Genomic DNA, 20,632 nt, shown 5'->3' with positions numbered 1-20,632 from the left:
TGAAATGCATATAGTTAGATATTGGCCCTGTTTATTATGAAATGATCAGAACCTGCTTGCAAATTTTTTCAATTTGCTTTTCATGCTTCTGGTTGGTTCTTTGATATAGCTGTTTTTTTGATAGATATAGCTGTTTGCGTGCAACTCGCTTTTCACGGCATTAAAGATCAGCTTCATCCTTGGCAGTTTATTATCATTGCTCAATTCGCTTATAAAGCCCAGTTCCTGGCTCGGGGTATAATCTTGCCTGATTACGTATAAGCATAGATCGCACAAAGGCGAAATGATCATAGCATCTGTCAAAATATGAACCGGAGGAGTATCGATAAGTATGTGGTCATACTTTAACTTCAGTTCGGCAATCAAATCGGCCAGTTGCTTGCTCCCAAGCAATTCTGAAGGATTAGGCGGAACAGCTCCCCCGCAAATAATGTGCAAGTCGTCAGAAATTTCAGATGTTTGAAGTATTTGTGCTTGAGTGGCGTCGCCTATTATAAAATCAGTAAGACCAACGGTTGGGTTTTTCAATTTAAAGCGTTTTGCCAGGGTTGGATTACGTAAATCCAGCTCAATAAGTACTGTTTTTCGCCCGGCAATGGCCAAAACCGCGGCAAGGTTACTAATTACAAAACTTTTTCCCTCGCCCGAGATACTCGAAGTAAAAAGCGTGGTTTTACCTGGGTTATTATTGTTATTGTGCAAATAACTTAATTTGGTACGCAGATCCCTGAATTGTTCGCCGATAAAAGTTTTTTGATTAAGCACCACAATCGGTTCCTCACTATCTGAATCGGTGATCTCAATTAATACAGGTAATCCTGTACCTTCAATGATGGCACTTTTACTTGAGATTTTGTTTTTTAAGATCTCTCGTCCGTATATCATTCCTGTAGGTACAATTAGGCCAAATAAAAATGCCATTGCATAAACCGATCCGGGAATTGGTGCGCTTTGTGATCCGTTATGAGCCTGGTCAATTATGGCTGCATCAGAAATGGTTGAGGCATAATCTAAACTCAGTTCTTCCTTCTTTTGAAGCAGGTAAACAAATAGGTTTTCCTTAATACCCTTCATCCGGTCTATATCCTTCAAGTCTCGTTCCTGACCTGGCAGGCTGCGTATGGTTGACTGGTACATAGAGCCAACGCTTTGTAAATTTTTTTGAGTTGCCGTTAACGAAGCGCGGGTTGTTTTTAAATTTTCCTTTAAGGCAGCCCGTGTTAAAGCTATTTGCTGGTTTATAGGATTAAATAAAGGATTACTTTCGGGCAATGTAGACAGCATTTTGGTTTTCTCCAATTGCAAATCATTTAAGCGGTCGATAAAGCTTTGCAGCGTCGGATCGCTTATGCCTAAAGTTGACGGTGTATTGCCCTTATTATCATCAGAATTAAGATAGCGGTCAACACCATCCAAAACACTTATTTGAATTTTGATGTCGTTAAGCTGCTTATCATTTGACTGGGCACCGCCTACGTATTGGGATGACTGGTCGGCTATTTCTGTAATACCGCGCACACTTTTATACCCGGTGTACTTGTTTTCAACGTTGTTTAACTCCTGGGTAATAGAGCCCAACCGCTCTTCAACAAACTTAATGGTATTTTGAGTCGACCGACGCTTTTCTTCTACCGAGGCAGCCATGTAAACCCTTATCAGGTCATCAACAATTTCACGTCCTCTTTCGGGTACCTCATCTTCCAGTCTAAAAATAACTGTCGAACTTTTAGCTACCGGCGATTCGTGAATAGCACCTTGATAATAACCTACAACATCATCTATCTCGCGTAACTTTATCCTTATAGTTTTACCTATATACCGGTTAAAATCAGGCGTTTTATCAAGCTTCCATGTGCCAAAGGTATTCACAAGGCTATTTTGAAATGCAAACCTGATTGATTTTTCCTTTGGCTGTTTTATTAAAAACGTACTGTCGCTTTCAATTACAACATCAAATACCGAATTTAATGATCCTTTTCCGCGGCTGATTAATTTAAACTGCACCGGAGTGCTGCTATAAATGTCTTTATATGAATAATATGGTGTTGGTTCAAGATAGGTAGTCCAAAGTTGCAGGTCTTCTACTACCTGCTTCGTTACCGGGATCGAACTCATTAAGCCCATTTGCTCATCAATGCCGGTTTGGGCTTCTGTTAAATTAATGGCTTCGAGGGCGGCTTTGTTTGCTTCCTTTTGCTGGTCTTTAACCATCACCTTGGCATATATCTGGTAAACAGGCCGTTTATACTTAAGATAAAAAACGGCAAGCCCAAAACATACAGTCAGGAAAATGAGGTACAATGGCCAATGAAACAAGATCTTATTAAAAAAGACCCTGATTTTGGCCGAACCTGAATCGTTTGAATTAGCAACGTCCATATTATATTTTTATTTATTGAAATAACTTTTAGGGTATATTATTTAGTTACCTGGTAAGTAACCAATATCAACGAGGCTATTGAAATTATGATTGGCAGTATTTTAAATGTTGTGCTTTGGCTTGCAAACTTATCTTTACCCGGCTCAACATAAATCAGGTCGTTACTTTTAAGGTAATAATATGGCGATTCGAACAGCTTTGGAGAGGTGATATCGATGTTTATATATTTCCTTTTACCATCAATTTCCCTAACCAATAAAATATTCTTTCTGTTGGCCGTTGGGGTAAGGTCACCCGCCCTGCTAAGCGCGTCAGTGATAGAAAACCGCTCGTCAGTAACCGAAAGCACGTCAGGGTGAGCCACATCGCCCAATACCGAAACTTTAAAATTCATCAAAGACACAGTAACATCGGCCTCTTTCAGGTATGATGAAATTTTATTTTTAATAGCATCAGCGGCCTCTTCAAGTGAAAGCTGGCCCACTTTAACGCCGTGCACCAACGGAAGCTGAATTTCGCCATCTTTATTTACCAGATAACCATCGTTTCCGGAAGGTGCAGCCGCGCCGGCGTCTTTGCCTTTAGCTGAAGTACTACTTGCAGAGCCACTATTAAAAATGGCCGATCCGTCTGAATTTAAGCTTTTAACAGTTACCGCTAAAACATCACCGGGCTGTATTGTTGGCGGCGAAAAGTTGGTGATTTTGTAAGCCATCTCCGGGTTTCTTTCAAGGCCCTGGAAGTAAATATTTTCCTTGTAGCTGCTGCAGGATGCCAACAAGGCCATTAAAATTAAACAAGTAGCAAATAATTGATTTTTCATCATGATTGATTTAATTATTTCTTTAAAAACCGGCCGTGAGTTTATCTCCGGCAACTCAAAAGAGATTACTTTGGATTTTAGCTGTTGTAAGAAGAATATGATTAATTGAACAGCAACTTTAAATGATCAGATAATTGTTGCAACATTATCTGAAGAAAACCGTATAGCAGGCATATACACTTTATTCTTTATTCAAAAGCATATTTTCAATGATGCCAGGCCCTCACCAAAAAATTCACTTAACCGACCTTGAACAAAACATTACCTTTGCGGGCTTTTTTACTTCGTATAAAGAAGAAAGGGACAACGTTATTGCTACCATGAGGGATATTGAAGTTTATGATTATTCGTCATCAGCTCCCCTATTCAGTTTAAGGGAAACTACTTTTAAAAAAAGCAAGGGGAAGATCTATATGGAGGCAGTTACTTCTTGTTGTGTAAATAGCTGAACCCTTATTATGCAGGTTCCAATATTTTTCTGAGCGTAACTTTTGTTAAGGGCTTTATAATATAATCTAAAACAAAATCATATTTTTTTGACAACGCCAGGTCTGAGGGATCAATTGACGAAGACATAATATAAATATTTATTTTTTTTGCTAATCGGGGCCTCAGCTTATTATATTTATGTAGAAATGAGGTACCGCTCATGATAGCCATGTTAATATCAACAAATATCATATCGGGCAGCTCGTTACTGTTAGCCTTGTGTTCAACTAAAAAATCAAGAACCTTTGTTGCATCGAAATAATATTTAGCTGACGGCAGATATGATAAATACGTTTCAATCATTCTTTGAATAATAAAATGTTGAATTAGCTCATCATCAATAAATATTAATTTCACAAAGGTTAGGTTTTGCAGAGTTTATAATTGAACAAGCATTTTAGCGTACTACAATTTATGTCAGTTAAAAGCAATCACATAGATCCAATTAAAAAACAATCATTTCTTTTGATCCCGAAAAAAGATTGATATAAAATTTTATTTTCTTTGCGCCAATAATTAAACTATGAGTGAGCCCGTTACAAAAAAGATATATATTACTGATTTGAACATTAACCTTACATTTTTGGGAGAGGTTGATTTTTTTGAAAATAAGGATGAAAACATTACAGTTACTTTAAAAAATGTGACTGTTTATGAGTATTCGTCCTCCAATTATTTGTACTCTCAATCCGAAATCTCCATGTCGGGCCCTGCATCACGTTTCCATATTGAAGATGCCGTATAAAATATACACCTTTAATTAACATTTAATTTTAATCCGCATCCCTGTCTAACCTCAAATACTGAATTTCATTGGGTTCGGGATATACAGTTTTTTGCATATTTGACATCATCCTTTTGATCACCTTGCCAACGTTAAGGTGATTTTCGGCATAATTACGGGCATTTAATTTAATTTCAGTATTATCAGATGTGCAGCAGTTCAGGATAGCATCCTTCAAATGATCAATATCCTCGGGAGGAATAACTACCCCCATGCTGTTATCTGTTATTACTTCATATAAGGTAGTGCCTTGTTCGGCTGTTACCAGCGCTAATCCTCCAACAGCTAAAATAGTGGTAAGCTTAGATGGCATAACAAGGTCGGCCGCACTCTTTTTTTGCAAAACCAGGTGTACATCGGCCATATTCAAAAAGCTGTTAAATAAGCGGCGCTCCTGAAGCGGAAAAAAACTAACGTTATCAAGCTGCTGTATCTTAGCACGCTGAATGAGTTTATCTTTGTGAGGCCCGGTTCCGCAAATAACAAACTTTATAAACTTAAATTCCCGAAGCCTGTCTGCTACATCCAAAATAGCTTCTATCCCTTGTTTTTCGCCTATGCTGCCAGAATATAATACAACTTTATCGTTCACATCAAAATTCCACACTAATTTCAATTCGGCGTTATTGTTTAGAGGATAGCAGGTATCTGTATCAACCCAATTGGGAAAAAAAGATATTTCACGATCAATTTTACGGCTAATTTTTTTAAGCATTCCTTTTGAAATAGAGCTTACAAAATCAGCCTTCTTCATAATCAGCTTTTCCATTCCGAACAACACTTTAAATGCTTGCTTTGATTTTAGCATATTTAAATCCCGTGCTGCTTCAATTTGCAGGTCCTGGATATGGTAAATGATCTCTCCCCGTTTAAAAAATCTGTAAAACAGCCCTAAAAAGCCTAAATGAAACGGTGGGGCTATACAAAATATATAATCATTTTTTGACTTAAATAATAAGTAAACAAGTGCAAAAAAAGCCGACAGAAAAAAACTGGCTTCCTGAATCAATCGTTTTAGGCCACCGGGCTTTTCAGGTACATACAACGGACATCTGTAAACGGTAAGTCGGCCATCTTTTAATACTTCACGCTTATAAAACCTGTTTTTATAAGGTGATTGTACCTTCCAGAAAGGGTAATACGGAAACGATGTAACTACGGTGCATTTATAATTATTGTCAACAAACCAATCAACCATGTCTCCGGTATATTTACCTATACCGGTTAGTTCAGGAGAAAAGTTGATGCCTATAACTAATATCTTTTTGCTCGATGCGTTTGGCGTATTCATTTGATTAAGTTATCAGCGACGGGATTTTGATATGATCCTGTTACGCTTTAATTTAATTCACTTAAAGTTAATTTATTATTCCACGGTATTAAACCCAGGCCTGGGAACCTATGCTTAAAATAAAGTAAATCAATGTGAACCTGTGGTGTTATAATTATTGGATTGGTCGGCGATGTTAATTGATAATTGAATATAGCTTCGCCATTTCACTTACAATGACCGTTTTTTATTAAAAATTCATGCGCCTATTTAACAATTCATTATCAATGTTTAATTAAACATGAATTTTATTTAACACATTGATACAAAATTACCCATATTATTTACTTTCCATCAATAAAAGCAACGATTGTTTTAAATTGTACAAAAGTGAGATATTATTCACATTCTTGTAACAAATTAAGAGGCCTTTACGTATGGCGCGGGTTGATAAAAAGCATCAACAACACACCATACGTATGTTGTTAAAGTTATCAAGCAGATATTCCTGTTAACCTATAAAGAAAATAAAATTGCCAAAAAATAACTATTAATTAAACTCGAACCTTAGATAACTATTCATTAATTTTTTTACATTTCTATCTTCCCCGCAGTTAATAATTGTCATCTTAACAGGCTTGCAAGCGCCCCTCTGATTCTTCGATATCACCTATTTTTCACACCACACTTTTTTCACAGTTTTCAAACAAATTGTGTGAGGCTATGCGAATTATTAAACTAATTGGCGATTTTTATGAAAATAATGCATTAAAAATTGAAAAACATTATTTTGATTATATACCTCATTTTCAAACGAATAAAAACAGCAATCAAATAAATATGATGAAAAACGCCGTTTTACTTAAGCCTGCATCACACAATTGGATGGTTGTATATACAAGATCCCGTTTTGAGAAAAAAATAGACAGAACTTTAAATGATAACAGGATCACAGCCTTTTGTCCGGTGATTAAATCACTTAAAAAATGGGCTGATAGAAACAAGATGATAGAGACACCTTTGTTTCCATCATATGTGTTTGTTAAAGTAAATGCCGGCGAACAGCTTAAGGTGAAGCAGGTTCCGGGAGTAATAAATTTTGTATCCTATTGCGGAAAACCTGTAATATTAAATGATGCAGAAATTGAACGCATAAAATCAATTGTCAATAACTACTCAGAAGTTGAGCTCATCAGCATTCAAAACTTAAATATTGGCAATAAAGTTAAAATAAAAGACGGTTTACTTTATAATTACCAGGGCGTAGTTACTCAGATAATGGGCAAAAATATATTGATGACCATTGAGCAGCTTAATTGCGTTTTGACAGTAAAAGTAAACGTAGACCAAATATGTTTAAATGTTGCAAGTTAATTTTTTAAGGTGTATTATTAACTTGTTATTTATATTTTATAATAATTATCAACTTACTTTACAATTAAGTTGTTATCAGGCAATTCAAAACTTATTTATAGAAACTTATGGATTTGCACCATGGTGAAATAGTGGAGAAAGTGGTTAGGCGCAAAGGCTGCAGCATAAGCGAAATCGCACGATTCACTAACGTTAACCGACGCTCCGTTTATTACTGGTTTAATCAAAAATATCTGAAGCCAAAAATCATATACAAGATAGGCCTTTGCCTGAAACATGATTTTTCTGTCGAATTTCCCCACTTGTTTACAGAGGGCGAATTTGACAATATTAAAACCCAGGGCTATCAAACCCCGGATTATCATACAGAAGAGATGGAAGACTCTTACTGGAGGGATAAATACATAGAGTTACTGGAAAAGTATAATAAGAGCCTTCTCGAAAATTCAAAAAGGAAATTTGATGAACGACGCTAAAATAGTAATGTGTCGATGATTGCAAGGAAACAGCAAAAACCTTAAAAGGTATACTATAATATCTGACCTATTAACTTAAACTGCGTAAACAGGCAAGGATAAGTAGAAAATTAAAAATGCTTAATTCGGAAGAGTTAAATAACACAAACCGAGTTAAGCATTTTTTTATTGATGCAGGATACATTTATTATCCGGCCACCTTGTTTTGAGCTGGTTTAAAGTTAACATCATACAACACCATGCTATCTTCTATAACGCGATGCCCGTAGCTTACTCCCATCCAGCGTTCAACTGTTACATTTTTTCCTTCTAAAACTTTATAGTCTTTAAAGAAACACTCAATCTCTTTAATAGTGTGAGGAGGCAGCTCGCTTAAATCATTTATATAATTAACAGACATATCATTATTGGCAACAGCTATAATTTTATCATCTTGCTGGCCATTATCAATCATATGCATCACCCCTATCACTTTTGCTTCAATAATTGACATCGGAAAAACATCAACCGAGCATAATACTAAAATATCAAGCGGATCTTCATCATCGCAATAGGTTTGAGGAATAAACCCATAATTAGCCGGATACATTACCGATGAAAAAAGAACACGGTCTAACTTTAAAAGTCCGGATTCTTTATCAATTTCATATTTAGCTTTTGATCCTTTAGGAATTTCAATAACGGCATTTACAACGTAAGGAATTTTAGGCCCTGTTGATACTTCATGCCATGGATGTTGTGTATTCATTGGTAGTAATTTAATCTTCTGGTAATTTTTTTATGAAAGTACTAACAATTTAGCAATTTCATTGAAATATTCCTATTCGTTTTTTTATACACTTTACTGCCCAATCACTTCACAGCTTGTAATTTCAACCACTTTTAGCTGATTTACAGGCTGGTGCACCAATAAAATTCCGTTATATAATAATCCTGGCAAAGTATGAAACAGCGCAAGCAATAACTACAATTGCTATCAAACTTTATTGACAGCTACTCGTTAAATAAATAAAACCGATACATGTTATTTGGCAGGCTATATAATTATATTTAAACAATTACTTTTAATGCTGTGAATCAGCTGAGCCTAATGTTAATTCGATATTAATTAACTTTTAATATAATATCTACTGGTAAAAAAAATTCTGCCATGGATTCACACATTTGCAAATCGGGTATTAAAAATGTAACATTATTGTAACACTTAGGGCAGTTATTTCTCACTATTTCTTTTTTAACAACACCCTACTATTTCAAAAATTCCAAATCGGGAATAAAATTTCTCACTATGTACACATTATTCCACACCGTGGACGCAAATAAATACACAATTCCCCATTTCAAATAACCAGTGAGAGAAAATAAATATCATTAAAGTTAAAATTATTCTTAAAAGTTGGAATTTTCTTTTGCTCGCAAACTAACATGTTCTATCAATTTCGTCGAGATTAAATCGGATACACTGGCATAGATGTTGTAATACACGGTTACATGGCAATAGTTAGTGAATTGATTAACAACTAATTATTGGATAGTACCTAAGCTTATTTTGGATTAGTTTTTTAACTTTTCACAGCTAAAAATTATGCAAAAACATCACGGTCAAATTGTAGAGATACTCGTTAGAAAAAAAGGATTCAGTATTACAGAACTTGCGCAGCACTCAGATGTGAGCAGAAGCGTAGTATATCAATGGTTTAACAGAAAAGAGTTAAATGCAGATATCATTCACCGCATAGGCAAAATTGTAGATCATGACTTTTCGAAAGAATTTCCGGAATATTTCCAGAAAACAAATGATATATATGACGTTAGGAGCCGGGAAATGATGAGGCCAAACCAAAGCAGGGTAAACCTTTGGAAAGACAAATACATTATTTTGCTGGAACAGTATGTTCAACTACTATCTGCCGAATAAGCTATTTTAACACACCGATATTTAGCTAAATATAAATTCGTGATCTTCTGCTAAACAATTCACGAATCATAATTCAATATTCAATTCCTTCTCCATTTTAAATTTAAAAACGGAGAAGGAACTGAACAACTTCCCTCAACATCCTGTTTGTTCCCGGGCGGCTCATCTATTCATAACAACTTACCAATTTGCGGCTTGTTATGAAAATGAACGCAGCATGTACGCTTTTGATACAACAGCCCTGCCAAAAAAACAACACAAATAGCTAATAATCAATATATTAAATACATGGCATTATATTTTTAGCTGTACTTTTAAAGCTCCCTTTTTTAGTAAAGTTAACCCGTAAAGCCATGATTAAAAACTACTTAAAAGTTGCATGGAGAAACCTTTTAAAGAATAAGGTTTCATCCCTGATCAATATCGGCGGCCTGGCGATAGGTATGGCCGTAACTGTACTCATCAGTTTATGGATTTGGGACGAGTTGTCATTTGACAAATATCATCAAAACTACGACCGCATTGCCCAGGTACGGACCCGGCTTACCGATCCCCATACCAAAGAGCCCTTTGCAAATGGATCGATGCAGGTACCGATGGTAACGGAGCTTAAAGCAAACTATAAAGATAATTTCAAGCATATTGTCATGGCTTCGTGGGATGTTGACGATATCCTATCGGCCGGCGATAAGAAACTATCCAGAACTGGCCTGTTCATGGATCCCGGCGCTCCTGAAATGCTGACACTGAAAATGATTTATGGCTCGCGGGCGGGACTAACAGATCCTTATTCAATTATGCTTTCGCAATCAACCTCCCGGGCATTTTTTGGTGATATTAACCCGGTAAACAGGTTAATGAAGATCAATAACAAATTGAACGTGAAAGTTACCGGTGTTTATGAAGATCTGCCGGTAAATACACAGTTTAAGGATCTTAAGTTTATCTCACCTGCCGATTTATGGATAATCGATAATCCCTGGATAAAACAGGCATCAAACGACTGGCAAAACCACTTCCTTAAAATCTATGTGGAGATCAACCCCAACACCGATTTTGAAAAGGTTTCAAAAAACATTAAAGACGCCGAATCAAAGAACCTTGCCAACTTTAAAGACGAGGCTAAACTAAACCCGCAGGTATTTTTACACCCCATGCGCGACTGGCACCTGCACAACTACAAACGAGGCGTTGCAGATAGCGGCCCCATGCAAATGCTATACCTTATCGGTATTATTGGTGCCTTTGTGTTACTCCTGGCCTGTATCAATTTCATGAACTTAAGCACTGCGCGTTCCGAAAAACGGGCTAAGGAAATAGGTGTAAGGAAAGCCATCGGTTCCATGCGCAAACAACTGATAGGCCAGTTTTACAGCGAATCTTTTTTGGTTGTGCTGCTTTCCTTTGTGGTGTCGCTCATCCTGGTACGCTTATCGCTCTCCTGGTTCAATGATCTATCCGGCAAGCAAATAGTAATACCATGGCAAAATGTTTATTTCTGGACGGCCGGGATTCTATTTATTTTTATAACCAGCATTGTAGCAGGCAGCTATCCGGCCTTGTACCTGTCATCCTTTAATCCTGTAAAAGTATTAAAAGGAGCTTTCAAGGTTGGGCGTTTTGCATCCATTCCGCGCAAGGTGATGGTGGTGGCACAATTTACTGTATCAGTTGCCCTTATCATATGTACTATAGTAGTTTACAGACAAATCCAGATAGCCAAAAACCGCCCGGTAGGTTATACCCGTGAAGGGTTGGTGATGATCGAAAAAAAATCGAGCGATTTTGATGGAAAGTACGATCTGCTCCGCTCCGAGCTGAAAAACACAGGCGTAGTAACCGAAATGTCCGAATCATTTGGCAAAGTTACCGAGATAGCTTCGGGTAACGGAGGCTTTACGTGGCGCGGCAAAAACCCTAACCTTGAGGATCAGTTTGGCACCTTACCAGTAACCTTTGAGTATGGCAAAACCGTCGGCTGGCAATTTGTAAACGGGCGCGATTTTTCAAGGAATTTTATTACCGACTCATCTGGCCTTGTCATCAATGAATCGGCCGTTAAATATATGGGACTAAAAAACCCTATCGGCGAAGAAGTAAGCTGGAAATTCCAGGATCAGCCTATAAAACATTATAAGATTTTGGGCGTGGTTAAAGATATGATCATGGAATCACCATACGCACCAATGTACCCAACCATATTTATGATCAAAGGCCATGTTTCCACAAGCCTGATCAACATTAAGATAAAACCCGATGTAAGCGCCAGCCAGGCATTACCTAAAATAGAAGCAGTTTTCAAGAAGCTCATTCCATCGGCCCCCTTCGAGTACAAATTTGCCGATGACGAATACGCCTCCAAATTTACCGCCGAAGAACATATTGGCAGGCTGGCTACCGTTTTTGCCGGCTTGGCTATTATCATTTCATGCCTTGGCCTTTTTGGGCTTGCTTCTTTTGTTGCTGAGCAAAGGGTTAAGGAAATTGGCGTACGCAAGGTATTGGGTGCATCCGTATTTAATTTATGGCGATTGCTCTCTAACGACTTTGTATTACTGGTGATGATATCATTACTAATTGCCTCTCCCCTTGCTTACTATTTCATGAACAAGTGGTTGCAGCATTATCAATTCAGGGCCGAGATTTCCTGGTGGATCTTCGCAATAACTGCTGCAGGTGCCTTGGTGATCACCTTATTAACGGTAAGCTATCAAAGCATCAGGGCGGCACTGGAAAACCCGGTAAAGAGTTTAAGAAGTGAATAAAACGATCAGTAAACTACCGGCGCAGGCTGGCGTGATTTAAGGTTTATGATTGTGCGGTTAGCCGATGGGAATAAAATCACCAACAAAATAAGAGCAAGCAATACCCAGCTGATGAGCTGATAATAATCAACAGCAAAACGCAGCTGGGTTTGCGCATTGATATTTTTGTTGAGCAAACCGTTGGCTATTTTCGTGGCCTGATCGGCAGCTATACCTTTGCCTGTTAAAGCTTGCTTATATACAGCTAACTTTTGAACAGCAAACGGGTTTAACTGGCTCAATTGCTCCTGGAAACGATTGGCATGATCATTTTGCCTGTATAATTGAAAATAATTGATAAGTGCTATACTACTGCTAAAGCCCGTAAAACGCATAAAAATACCAACTGCAGAACCGGTTGTACCATATTGAACCGGAGATGATGAAATTACAAATAGGATTACCGGGGTCATTAACATACCGGCGCCCAAGCCTTGTAATATTACCGGGATGATCAGATCTTCGGTATTAACTTGTGTTGAAAATACAAAGCACATGTATACATGAAATGCCAACAAAAAGGTAAAACCCAAAATCAGGACCTGCCGCAACGGTGTCTTCATTAGTAAGAACCGTGACGATATGATAACACTTATAATGATAGCAGCAAGATTATAAATAAGCAGGTATCCCACATGTATCGGATCCATACCCATTGCGCTACTCATAAATGAAGTGGTAACCCCGAACGAACCACGGCAGATGTAAAACACAAACAACAGCAGCGCAGCCAATACAAATTTGCGGTATTTAAAGGCCTGGATATGAAAGTAAGGCCGCTTGGAGCTAAGCTGCCTGATCACGAAAATAGCAAGCAATACTGTGGCTCCTACAGCACTATAAAGAATCCGGTTGTCGTCAAACCAATCGTACTGCTGGCCGTAAACCATGATATAACCGATTAAACAAAGCCCTGCCGAATAGATCACAAAACTGGCCCAATCCAGCTGGTACAGGGGCAGTTTACGGTGAAGGCGTACATTGTTCATGATGATACACATCAATATAGCTCCCGGCAAAAAGGAATAGATGGCGCATTTGTATATCACATTAAAGTTAAAGTTATCGATAATGGAAGCCGTAAACAGCGTTGACAAGGGTGATACACACAGCAGGATACAGTAAACAACCGAGTAACCGATTTCCTTAGATCGCTCGCTATGCAAGCGGGTAAACATCAGCGTGAGTGTAATGCTGAGGCTTGCACAGGTGAGCATGCCCTGTATATATCTAAAAATCAACAACACAAAAAAGGTGTGCACATAGTAACAGATATAACAGGTCGTTACCAACAGCAATACACTGATGAGCAAATAAGTTTTACTGGCTATACTTTTGAAAAAACGTTTCTCCAATACCACGAAGCTTGCTGTTGCCGCATACAGGATGATCATCGAAAACTGCGCATCATTAGGGCTTATGCCATAATAACCGGCAGCAGCGCTTACGTTACTGATAGATAATGAAAACAGGATAATACCCGGCAATACAACCAGCAGTAACGTGATCCTGATAAGCCACTCGGGCACCCAGGGTTTAAAAACAGGAATAAGATTGCTCATGTCCATTAGTTTTTAGGTACAGTTACGCTGGCATTCATACCGGCGCTTAAAAAATCGGCAGCCTTATTATCAATTTTAATTTTTACGGGGATACGCTGGGCTATCTTCACAAAGTTGCCGGTTGAGTTATCCGGCGGTAACAACGAAAAACGGGATCCTGTTGCCGGTGACAATGAAAGTATCTCCCCTTTTATTTTCCTGTCGGGATAAGCGTCTGTAGTAATTTCCACACCACCGCCTATGTGCATATTGTGCAACTGTGTTTCTTTAAAGTTAGCTACTACCCACAAGCCGGTTTCTTTATCAACGATATAAGCAAGCGTTTGACCTAACTGGATTTGCTGACCGGGCTGGATGGTTCTTTTACCCATTTTACCATTATATGGTGCAGTTACAACGGTATAAGAAACATCAAGCTTATTACGCTGCAATACCAACTCACGGCGTTTAATTTCGGATAACACCGGCGAAATTTGCGAACGACTATCATTTACTTTTGACAGCGACGCCTGGTAGTTATTTAACGAAGCCTGATAATCAGACCGGGCAACATCAAGGGCGCTCTGTACATTTTCCAATTGTTGCTTGGTGGCCGATTCGGCTTCATATAGTTTGGTGAACCTGTCGAATTCCTGCTGGGCTTTAACCAATTTAGCTTTGGTGGCAGCTATCTGTACTTTGTTTACTTCCGCTATTTTAGCAGCAGTTTCTACATTACTTTCCAACACACTCACCTGTTCGCGGGCGTTTTGTAAGCCTGCGCCAGCTTCTTCCTGTTGTATTTGATATTCGCGGTTATCGATAACAAGCAGGGTATCCCCTTTTTTTACGTCCTGATTTTCATCATAACGTATTTCTTTAATAAAACCGCTCACCCTCGCCGTAATGGGGTTAATGTAAGCTTCAACCTGGGCATCATCGGTTTCTTCATAGCTGTACAGGTGTATCAATGTTATAACGCCCCATACTAACAAACCGGCGGCAACTATGCCGGCTATCCACGTGGTTATTTTCGTTATTAACTTATCAGTTGCGGTATAAGTGTTTATATGTTTGTTCATGATTAAAGTTTCCCGGTTACGTTTTGTAATTGATAATATTGAAGTTGAGCGGCTATCCTGGCAGCAGCCAGGTCAAAGCGCGTCTGTAATAACTGCGTATCCGCATCGAGCAGATCAGTTATCAGCGAAAGCTGGTTGAAGTAAGTGTTGTTCACAATTCGCCTGTTTTCGGTAGCTTGCTGTACATTGGTTTTGCTTACGTCTACCCTGTTCAGTGCTTCCTTGTACCTAAGCCATGCTTCGTTAACCTGCTGACGAATGCCATCCTCAGTTTGGGCATGCTCAATTTCCTGGCTTTCCAGATCCAACCTGGCCACTTTTACTTTGTGGCTATTATGATAAAAAGATGAGATAGAAAAAGAAGCTTTTACACCTGCAAAACCCAACCCGTACAAACTTGGTGAATAGGGGTAAAAAAGGATCTGCGGATAGCTATAATTATAAGCTGCAAACAAACCTACTTTTGGAGATACATTGGCTTTTATATTCTTCAATTTCAGTTTGCTTAGTTCTGTTTCCTGTTCAGAGATCTTAAGCTGATAAGCATTCTTTCCCGCATCAGTTAAGTACTCGTCATAAGTTTCCTTTCCTGTGGTATCCAGTTGCACCGCTTCAACAGGGACAACCCGTTGCTCATCAGGCAAGCCTATCAGGATGTTCAACTTTTGATTGGCTATCGCGAGGTCATTATCTAACTGCACCAACGAGAGTTTTTGTTTGGAGAGTTTTAACTCGGCCCTCAGCACATCGCTCTTTAATACCACACCATTTTTTTGGAGTGTTTTAATCTGCAATAATTGTTTTTCCTGCGCTGCGATATCTTTCAGCAGCAGATCTTTAAATATGATGCTGCGTTGCATATCGAGGTAATAAGCGGCAGCATGTAGCTTCACTTCAGATACAGTTAATTTTTGCTGTTCGCCGGCTATGTTATTCTCGCGTTTGCGGGCGTCTATCTCCAAATTGGTTTTATTACCGTTGTAAATGTTTAAATAAGCCTCGCCGCCTACAGTGTAGGTAGTGTGCAAAACTGGGAATTGAGTGGGCGTATTAAAAATGCCGTTTTCATAAACCGGCATATTGCTCACACGGGCGTACTCGCCGTTAATGCCGATCTCTGGCAAACGCTCGGCTTTGGCATCTTTGATGGCCTCCGCGCTGCTTGTTACACGTAATTGTCTAATTTGTACAGCTTTGCTGTTAATGGCTGCTTTTTGCCAAACCTGTGCTATGGTTAAAGGAAGGTTTTTGCTGGTATCAGCTATGGGTTGTTGTGCTTTTATTGAAATGGCCAACAACAAAACTGGCAACAAGGCCAGATAAAATTTACTATTAAAGTTCATGGTGATTTAATAGCACAAAGTTCGGTTGTTGTTAAAAGCTTATTTTATTTAAATTTGCCAAATGCTTATTCATTCCAGCCAAAACATAGATGCGGTTACTGCCAAAAACTTTTTCAGGGATATAGATCAATTCCCCGAATCAGTATATGTAATTAACTGGAAAACAGAAAGGAACTTCCCCAACCATAATCACAAAAAAGGACAGCTGATTTATATTGAAGGCGGGATTGCATACATCCACCTAACCGATAAAACTTTAGTGATACCTGCAAGGCATTATGTGTGGATCCCGGGTGGGATGATGCATTTTGTAGAGATGCATAAATCGGCAGTTACGCGTACGGTGTATTTTTACTGGCACGATGATGATAGTAACCCTTTTTACACGAAAGGCGGCATCTACCCTATCAACAATTTATTATTACAGATGCTTATTTACTCCGAACGCTGGAACGGAGATGTACACCCCGATGAACAGGCATTTCATTTTTTAGCGGGAATAAAAGCGATCCTGCCGGAGATCAGCAAAAAAGCTTTACCTGTAGCGCTGCCCACTACCGATAATCCCCGGATGCACCCGGTATTGGATTATATGAATGAAAACGCTTTTGAGCCTTTAACCCTTTCATCTGTTAGCGAAGAAACCGGTTTCAGCGAAAGGACACTTTCGCGCCTGTTTCAGTCGACTCTGCACACTTCATTTTTGCAGTATTTTAAGCTACTAAAAATGGTTAAATCCATTGAGCTAATGCTTCAAACTGATATGTCCATGAGCGAGATCGCCTACAAATTGGGCTATAACAGCTTATCTGCCTTTAGCGCAATATTTTACCAGCTCACTAATATCAGGCCGTCAGAATTTGCTAAACAGCTGAGGTAATTACATAAATTATTATTAAACAAATGCCAATAAAAGGATAACGCCCATTACTAAACCGTTAATAACAAGTCCCCAGATATGGACTTGGATTTTTTTAAAAGATACCGGCCGGGACTTCATCCAATCACGAATGCAAATAACACTTCCGATCATTAACGTAAAAAATTGAATTACAAACGGAACTGGCGGCGTATGGGTGTCTGTAAATCCCAGGAATATTCCTGACAATACCGACAATATAAAACAGACAATGTAAAATATATAATAACCAACTTCTTTACGGCTCATCTGTAGCATTTAATTTCGCAATATACAAGCAAATTAGATTTTGAACCTTTACAAAATCTAATATCGGATTTAAACCTACATCAACTTTTCCAATACCCTAATACTTGCATCGCTCACATCACTTTCTTTAAAAGTTTTACTTTCATAAACCTCTTTGCACCATTCAATCACTTTATCATCCGGATATTTTTTGATCTCCGCGTTTAACCAATTAGCTGCCGCTGTATTGCCATTTATCTTTTCGATAGCCCATGCAGTCACCAAATGATTAGCCGGCAGGAAATTACTTACCGTATTATCAATCTGAGGCTTAAAGGCTATTATTTTTTGCAGATACTGTTTAGCATCTTCAGTTTGGCCCATTTTAGTATAGCACAGATAGGTCATCCAGTCCTCCAGACGTTCGTCGATATTTTCGGCATAAGGCTTACCTACGCCGAGATTTGCCGGCCATTTTTTAGCTTCGGTTATGTAAGTTAAAGCAGCATTATAGTTTTTAGCATCAAGTTTTTGAACCGCCTGCATTAATTCTGTTTCCCTGTACAACTCACGGCCAATAGTTGCGCCTTCAAACGGTAAAATATCAATCCGCGATAAAAGCTTGCCACATTCACTGTAGCGCTTGTTGAGCAGCAATGTTTTGGCGTATAACATGCCTATGATGTAATTATCAGGATGTGATTTATAAAACGGCTCAACAGTAGTTAATGCTTTGGCATATTGCTTATTATTAATATAATATTCGCCAAGTAACTTGTTGTAGCGCCAGCCTTTATCAAGGTTGGCTGCCGTGTTCAGATCGGCCAGGACATCGTCGCCTGTTTCGATGGCAGCTCTTGCCGCATAAAAAGGCGCAAAATCGGGCTGGTTACCGCATTCAGCAAATAGTTTTTTGCTCTCATCAATACGATTACGGTCTTTATAAAGCAGCGCGAGGAAATACTTTGGCTTCCAGTTATTGCTTTGTTGCATAGCCCATTGCAACACTTCTTCATCACTGTTGCGGAAAGGGAATACAAATGCAGCCGTTGCTGCATTGGCTTTATTTAACGCCTCACTAAATGGCTTTGCCTGCTTATACTGCAAAAAGGCCAGTTTATAATCCACAAGCGCATTGGCTGGCGAAAGCTTTAAAACGTTTTCACTTTCTACGGTACAGCCATTATGATCGTACAGATCCGCCAGGTCGAGGTAACTTTCGATAGGCTGCTCATTTCGAATCATTGAGGTAAACCCACTTTTAGCAGCTTCAGATGATTGCCATAGATACTGCTCAAGGCGGGCAAAGTGATTAAGCGGTTCGTAAGCCAGTATCGTATCCAAAACCTGTTCGGCATTTTTGCGCTCGTTCAAATGGCGGTAAGCTATGGCCTGCACTTGCAGCGAAGACACATCGTATCTGTTAAAATCCAGCGCCTTTGAAGCAAACTCCAGCGCCTTTATATCGTTCTTTTCTTTTAGATATAAACTACCTAAAGCCGAATAAGCAGCATTGCGGTATTCAACCGATAAACCAGCCATATCAAAACCATCTTTAGCATCAGTCACATTACCCAGCTGCGCATTGATAGTGCCATAATAGTAGTTTGCAGCGCCATCATTGGTATTGATGCTCAAAGCAGTTTTGGCAAAAACCAAAGCCTCGGCATAGCGCATATTACGGTACATCAATGCCGCCGATTGTACCAAAGCAGGCAAAAAGTATGAATCTTTCTTTAATGCTGCCTGCAGTTTTTCTTCAGCTTCGGGATACATTTTTTGATCCATGAACTCCTTCCCCTGGGTATATAACCCGTAAGCGCTGTTCCAGTCGAAATCTTTTGGCAAATCAACCGGGCGGCTTAAATTATCAGCATCGGCTTTCGAGTTATAGATAAGCTTGTCGTTGCCCAGTGTTACCAGTACGTCGCCAGCATCCGCTTTTATCGAATCGGCAAATAATTGAAGTGGGCTTAAGCTTATCTTTTTACTGTAGATTACCCTATCGCCCTGTTTTACTTTCAGCGTATCGGCGATCTTTTGAACCGGATTGAAGTAGAGTTTCAACCAACCACCATCGGCCTTAACATTCAGTGCGCCATAGTTATTGACCTGTACAAAACCTTTTGTTTTTAATACCGGGTACCAGTATTCCGTCCAGGTATCTGAAGTGCCCGGCGCAAAGCCTTTGTGCTTGAACGGCGTAAACGTGCTCTTAGCAGCAGTTTGGTTAAACAGCCTCCCCGATTGAATCTCGGAATACTGCCCGTCGTTATCAGTAAGCTGTTTTTCCCATATCATGCCCTGATCTGATAATCCCCAGATCCAGATCTTTTTACCGGCTTTATCTTCGTGACCACCGTATCTTGCCATACCAAAATCATCGTTATGCCAGTAAGCGCCGAAAAAGTCGGTGTACTTGCCAAACACATGGTATGATTTATAACCGCCAAAGTTGTTATTATCATAAAAGGACAGGTCCTTCCCGTTCTGCTTGTTGATAGGCCAGTCGGCATACTCGCCCTGGTGACCAAGATATTTGGTGCCGGGGAAAATGTATTCAAGTTTACCGCTTGTTTTAATACCGGTATTCATCCAGTGGTAATAAGGCTGTTCAAGTGGTGTTGAGTTATGCCAGAAAGATTTGGTCGTAAAGTAAGCCTTATCTGCCGGAAGGTTTACTTCCATAGTCCAGGTGGTGTTGGTAAGCAGATCGAGTACGCTGATAAAACAGCTTACGCTACCATCGGCATTTGTACGGGTCAGGTAGTCAACCGGGGTAACCGAATTTGGTGTATGCCCAATGATACCATAATTAGGCTCGATGCCGCCGCTTGTCCAAGGGCCACGCATGGCAATATCCCTGAATTTCACTACATGATTTTCATAAACAATTGGCTTACCAGTCGATTTTTCAACGGCCGACCAGATCTTGCCGCCTATCTGCGGTAAAATGGTTAACCTGATGTACGTGTTTTCCAGCTCAACCACTTTCCATTCCTTTTGCACCGGCTTATCCGTAAATCCGTCATAACGGAAATATGGATAAATATTGTTGAATGCAGGTATCGGGTTAGGATCCGAAAAAGGATAAGTGGTAATACCCTTAGTATACTCACGCACACTTGCAGTTTGCTGGGCAAATGCTTTCAGGCCGCCAATGCAAAGGCATACGGCGATAAACCATTTTTTATTCATTAC

General features: G+C 39.2%; 17 protein-coding genes. 7 read left to right on the top strand and 10 right to left on the bottom strand.

The window, feature by feature from the left end; all coding sequences use genetic code 11:
* Positions 1-45: 45 nt before the first annotated feature.
* Together MTO98_RS12400 and MTO98_RS12395 are read right to left on the bottom strand one after the other, a co-directional pair.
* A complete protein-coding gene (locus MTO98_RS12400) occupies positions 46-2,379 on the bottom strand; it encodes a polysaccharide biosynthesis tyrosine autokinase (protein WP_243486969.1) in 2,334 nt (777 codons plus the stop codon).
* 38 nt (positions 2,380-2,417) lie between these two features.
* Positions 2,418-3,206 carry a polysaccharide biosynthesis/export family protein gene (locus MTO98_RS12395; protein ID WP_243486968.1) on the bottom strand — a complete coding sequence of 263 codons (789 nt, stop codon included), beginning with the start codon at positions 3,204-3,206 and terminating at the stop codon, positions 2,418-2,420.
* Between the two features lie 206 nt (positions 3,207-3,412).
* Between MTO98_RS12395 and MTO98_RS12390 the strand changes: the two genes are divergently transcribed.
* The gene (locus MTO98_RS12390) at positions 3,413-3,652 is read left to right on the top strand and encodes a hypothetical protein (protein WP_243486967.1); all 240 of its coding nucleotides are present in this window, start codon (positions 3,413-3,415) and stop codon (positions 3,650-3,652) included.
* Positions 3,653-3,659: 7 nt separating this feature from the next.
* Here MTO98_RS12390 and MTO98_RS12385 read toward each other — a convergent pair whose 3' ends face one another.
* Positions 3,660-4,049: a response regulator gene (locus MTO98_RS12385; RefSeq protein WP_243486966.1), complete on the bottom strand. Its 390-nt coding sequence runs from the start codon at positions 4,047-4,049 to the stop codon at positions 3,660-3,662.
* A gap of 166 nt (positions 4,050-4,215) precedes the next feature.
* Between MTO98_RS12385 and MTO98_RS12380 the strand changes: the two genes are divergently transcribed.
* Positions 4,216-4,437 (top strand): hypothetical protein, encoded by a 222-nt coding sequence (locus MTO98_RS12380; protein ID WP_243486965.1) that lies wholly within the window; start codon positions 4,216-4,218, stop codon positions 4,435-4,437.
* Between the two features lie 28 nt (positions 4,438-4,465).
* Here MTO98_RS12380 and MTO98_RS12375 read toward each other — a convergent pair whose 3' ends face one another.
* Complete coding sequence (locus tag MTO98_RS12375; protein WP_243486964.1) at positions 4,466-5,767, bottom strand: WcaI family glycosyltransferase; 1,302 nt, start codon at positions 5,765-5,767, stop codon at positions 4,466-4,468.
* 819 nt (positions 5,768-6,586) lie between these two features.
* Between MTO98_RS12375 and MTO98_RS12370 the strand changes: the two genes are divergently transcribed.
* Positions 6,587-7,120: a UpxY family transcription antiterminator gene (locus MTO98_RS12370; protein WP_243486963.1), complete on the top strand. Its 534-nt coding sequence runs from the start codon at positions 6,587-6,589 to the stop codon at positions 7,118-7,120.
* A 107-nt stretch (positions 7,121-7,227) separates the two neighbouring features.
* A complete protein-coding gene (locus MTO98_RS12365; protein WP_243486962.1) occupies positions 7,228-7,596 on the top strand; it encodes a hypothetical protein in 369 nt (122 codons plus the stop codon).
* A gap of 187 nt (positions 7,597-7,783) precedes the next feature.
* Here MTO98_RS12365 and MTO98_RS12360 read toward each other — a convergent pair whose 3' ends face one another.
* On the bottom strand, positions 7,784-8,344 hold the full coding sequence (locus MTO98_RS12360; protein ID WP_243486961.1) for an inorganic diphosphatase: 561 nt from the start codon (positions 8,342-8,344) through the stop codon (positions 7,784-7,786).
* Positions 8,345-9,181: 837 nt separating this feature from the next.
* Between MTO98_RS12360 and MTO98_RS12355 the strand changes: the two genes are divergently transcribed.
* Positions 9,182-9,514, top strand: coding sequence for a helix-turn-helix transcriptional regulator (locus MTO98_RS12355; RefSeq protein WP_243486960.1), 333 nt, complete (start codon positions 9,182-9,184; stop codon positions 9,512-9,514).
* Between the two features lie 353 nt (positions 9,515-9,867).
* Positions 9,868-12,279: an FtsX-like permease family protein gene (locus MTO98_RS12350; protein ID WP_243486959.1), complete on the top strand. Its 2,412-nt coding sequence runs from the start codon at positions 9,868-9,870 to the stop codon at positions 12,277-12,279.
* A gap of 5 nt (positions 12,280-12,284) precedes the next feature.
* Here MTO98_RS12350 and MTO98_RS12345 read toward each other — a convergent pair whose 3' ends face one another.
* From MTO98_RS12345 to MTO98_RS12335, 3 genes are read right to left on the bottom strand one after another with little or no spacing between them, the layout of a single operon-like run.
* The gene (locus MTO98_RS12345; protein WP_243486958.1) at positions 12,285-13,880 is read right to left on the bottom strand and encodes an MFS transporter; all 1,596 of its coding nucleotides are present in this window, start codon (positions 13,878-13,880) and stop codon (positions 12,285-12,287) included.
* Between the two features lie 5 nt (positions 13,881-13,885).
* Positions 13,886-14,941, bottom strand: coding sequence for an HlyD family secretion protein (locus MTO98_RS12340; RefSeq protein WP_243486957.1), 1,056 nt, complete (start codon positions 14,939-14,941; stop codon positions 13,886-13,888).
* Positions 14,942-14,943: 2 nt separating this feature from the next.
* Positions 14,944-16,284, bottom strand: coding sequence for a TolC family protein (locus tag MTO98_RS12335; protein WP_243486956.1), 1,341 nt, complete (start codon positions 16,282-16,284; stop codon positions 14,944-14,946).
* 61 nt (positions 16,285-16,345) lie between these two features.
* Between MTO98_RS12335 and MTO98_RS12330 the strand changes: the two genes are divergently transcribed.
* Positions 16,346-17,164, top strand: a complete 819-nt coding sequence (locus MTO98_RS12330; protein WP_243486955.1) for an AraC family transcriptional regulator — start codon at positions 16,346-16,348, stop codon at positions 17,162-17,164.
* Between the two features lie 15 nt (positions 17,165-17,179).
* Here the strand turns inward: MTO98_RS12330 and MTO98_RS12325 are convergent, their stop codons facing one another.
* Together MTO98_RS12325 and MTO98_RS12320 are read right to left on the bottom strand one after the other, a co-directional pair.
* On the bottom strand, positions 17,180-17,452 hold the full coding sequence (locus MTO98_RS12325; RefSeq protein ID WP_243486954.1) for a hypothetical protein: 273 nt from the start codon (positions 17,450-17,452) through the stop codon (positions 17,180-17,182).
* Between the two features lie 75 nt (positions 17,453-17,527).
* Positions 17,528-20,629, bottom strand: coding sequence for a DUF5107 domain-containing protein (locus MTO98_RS12320; RefSeq protein WP_243486953.1), 3,102 nt, complete (start codon positions 20,627-20,629; stop codon positions 17,528-17,530).
* Positions 20,630-20,632 lie beyond the last annotated feature (3 nt).

Source organism: Mucilaginibacter sp. SMC90 (assembly GCF_022811725.1).
Lineage (GTDB): Bacteria > Bacteroidota > Bacteroidia > Sphingobacteriales > Sphingobacteriaceae > Mucilaginibacter.
This window is presented reverse-complemented; position numbering and strand designations above follow the sequence as displayed.

Coding starts and splice junctions, on each gene's coding strand:
- MTO98_RS12335 (WP_243486956.1), bottom strand. CDS start 16,284: ATGAACTTTAATAGTAAATTTTATCTGGCCTTGTTGCCAGTTTTGTTG.
- MTO98_RS12360 (WP_243486961.1), bottom strand. CDS start 8,344: ATGAATACACAACATCCATGGCATGAAGTATCAACAGGGCCTAAAATT.
- MTO98_RS12355 (WP_243486960.1), top strand. CDS start 9,182: ATGCAAAAACATCACGGTCAAATTGTAGAGATACTCGTTAGAAAAAAA.
- MTO98_RS12400 (WP_243486969.1), bottom strand. CDS start 2,379: ATGGACGTTGCTAATTCAAACGATTCAGGTTCGGCCAAAATCAGGGTC.
- MTO98_RS12380 (WP_243486965.1), top strand. CDS start 4,216: ATGAGTGAGCCCGTTACAAAAAAGATATATATTACTGATTTGAACATT.
- MTO98_RS12325 (WP_243486954.1), bottom strand. CDS start 17,452: ATGAGCCGTAAAGAAGTTGGTTATTATATATTTTACATTGTCTGTTTT.
- MTO98_RS12395 (WP_243486968.1), bottom strand. CDS start 3,206: ATGATGAAAAATCAATTATTTGCTACTTGTTTAATTTTAATGGCCTTG.
- MTO98_RS12345 (WP_243486958.1), bottom strand. CDS start 13,880: ATGAGCAATCTTATTCCTGTTTTTAAACCCTGGGTGCCCGAGTGGCTT.
- MTO98_RS12350 (WP_243486959.1), top strand. CDS start 9,868: ATGATTAAAAACTACTTAAAAGTTGCATGGAGAAACCTTTTAAAGAAT.
- MTO98_RS12330 (WP_243486955.1), top strand. CDS start 16,346: ATGCTTATTCATTCCAGCCAAAACATAGATGCGGTTACTGCCAAAAAC.
- MTO98_RS12370 (WP_243486963.1), top strand. CDS start 6,587: ATGATGAAAAACGCCGTTTTACTTAAGCCTGCATCACACAATTGGATG.
- MTO98_RS12340 (WP_243486957.1), bottom strand. CDS start 14,941: ATGAACAAACATATAAACACTTATACCGCAACTGATAAGTTAATAACG.
- MTO98_RS12320 (WP_243486953.1), bottom strand. CDS start 20,629: ATGAATAAAAAATGGTTTATCGCCGTATGCCTTTGCATTGGCGGCCTG.
- MTO98_RS12390 (WP_243486967.1), top strand. CDS start 3,413: ATGATGCCAGGCCCTCACCAAAAAATTCACTTAACCGACCTTGAACAA.
- MTO98_RS12365 (WP_243486962.1), top strand. CDS start 7,228: ATGGATTTGCACCATGGTGAAATAGTGGAGAAAGTGGTTAGGCGCAAA.
- MTO98_RS12375 (WP_243486964.1), bottom strand. CDS start 5,767: ATGAATACGCCAAACGCATCGAGCAAAAAGATATTAGTTATAGGCATC.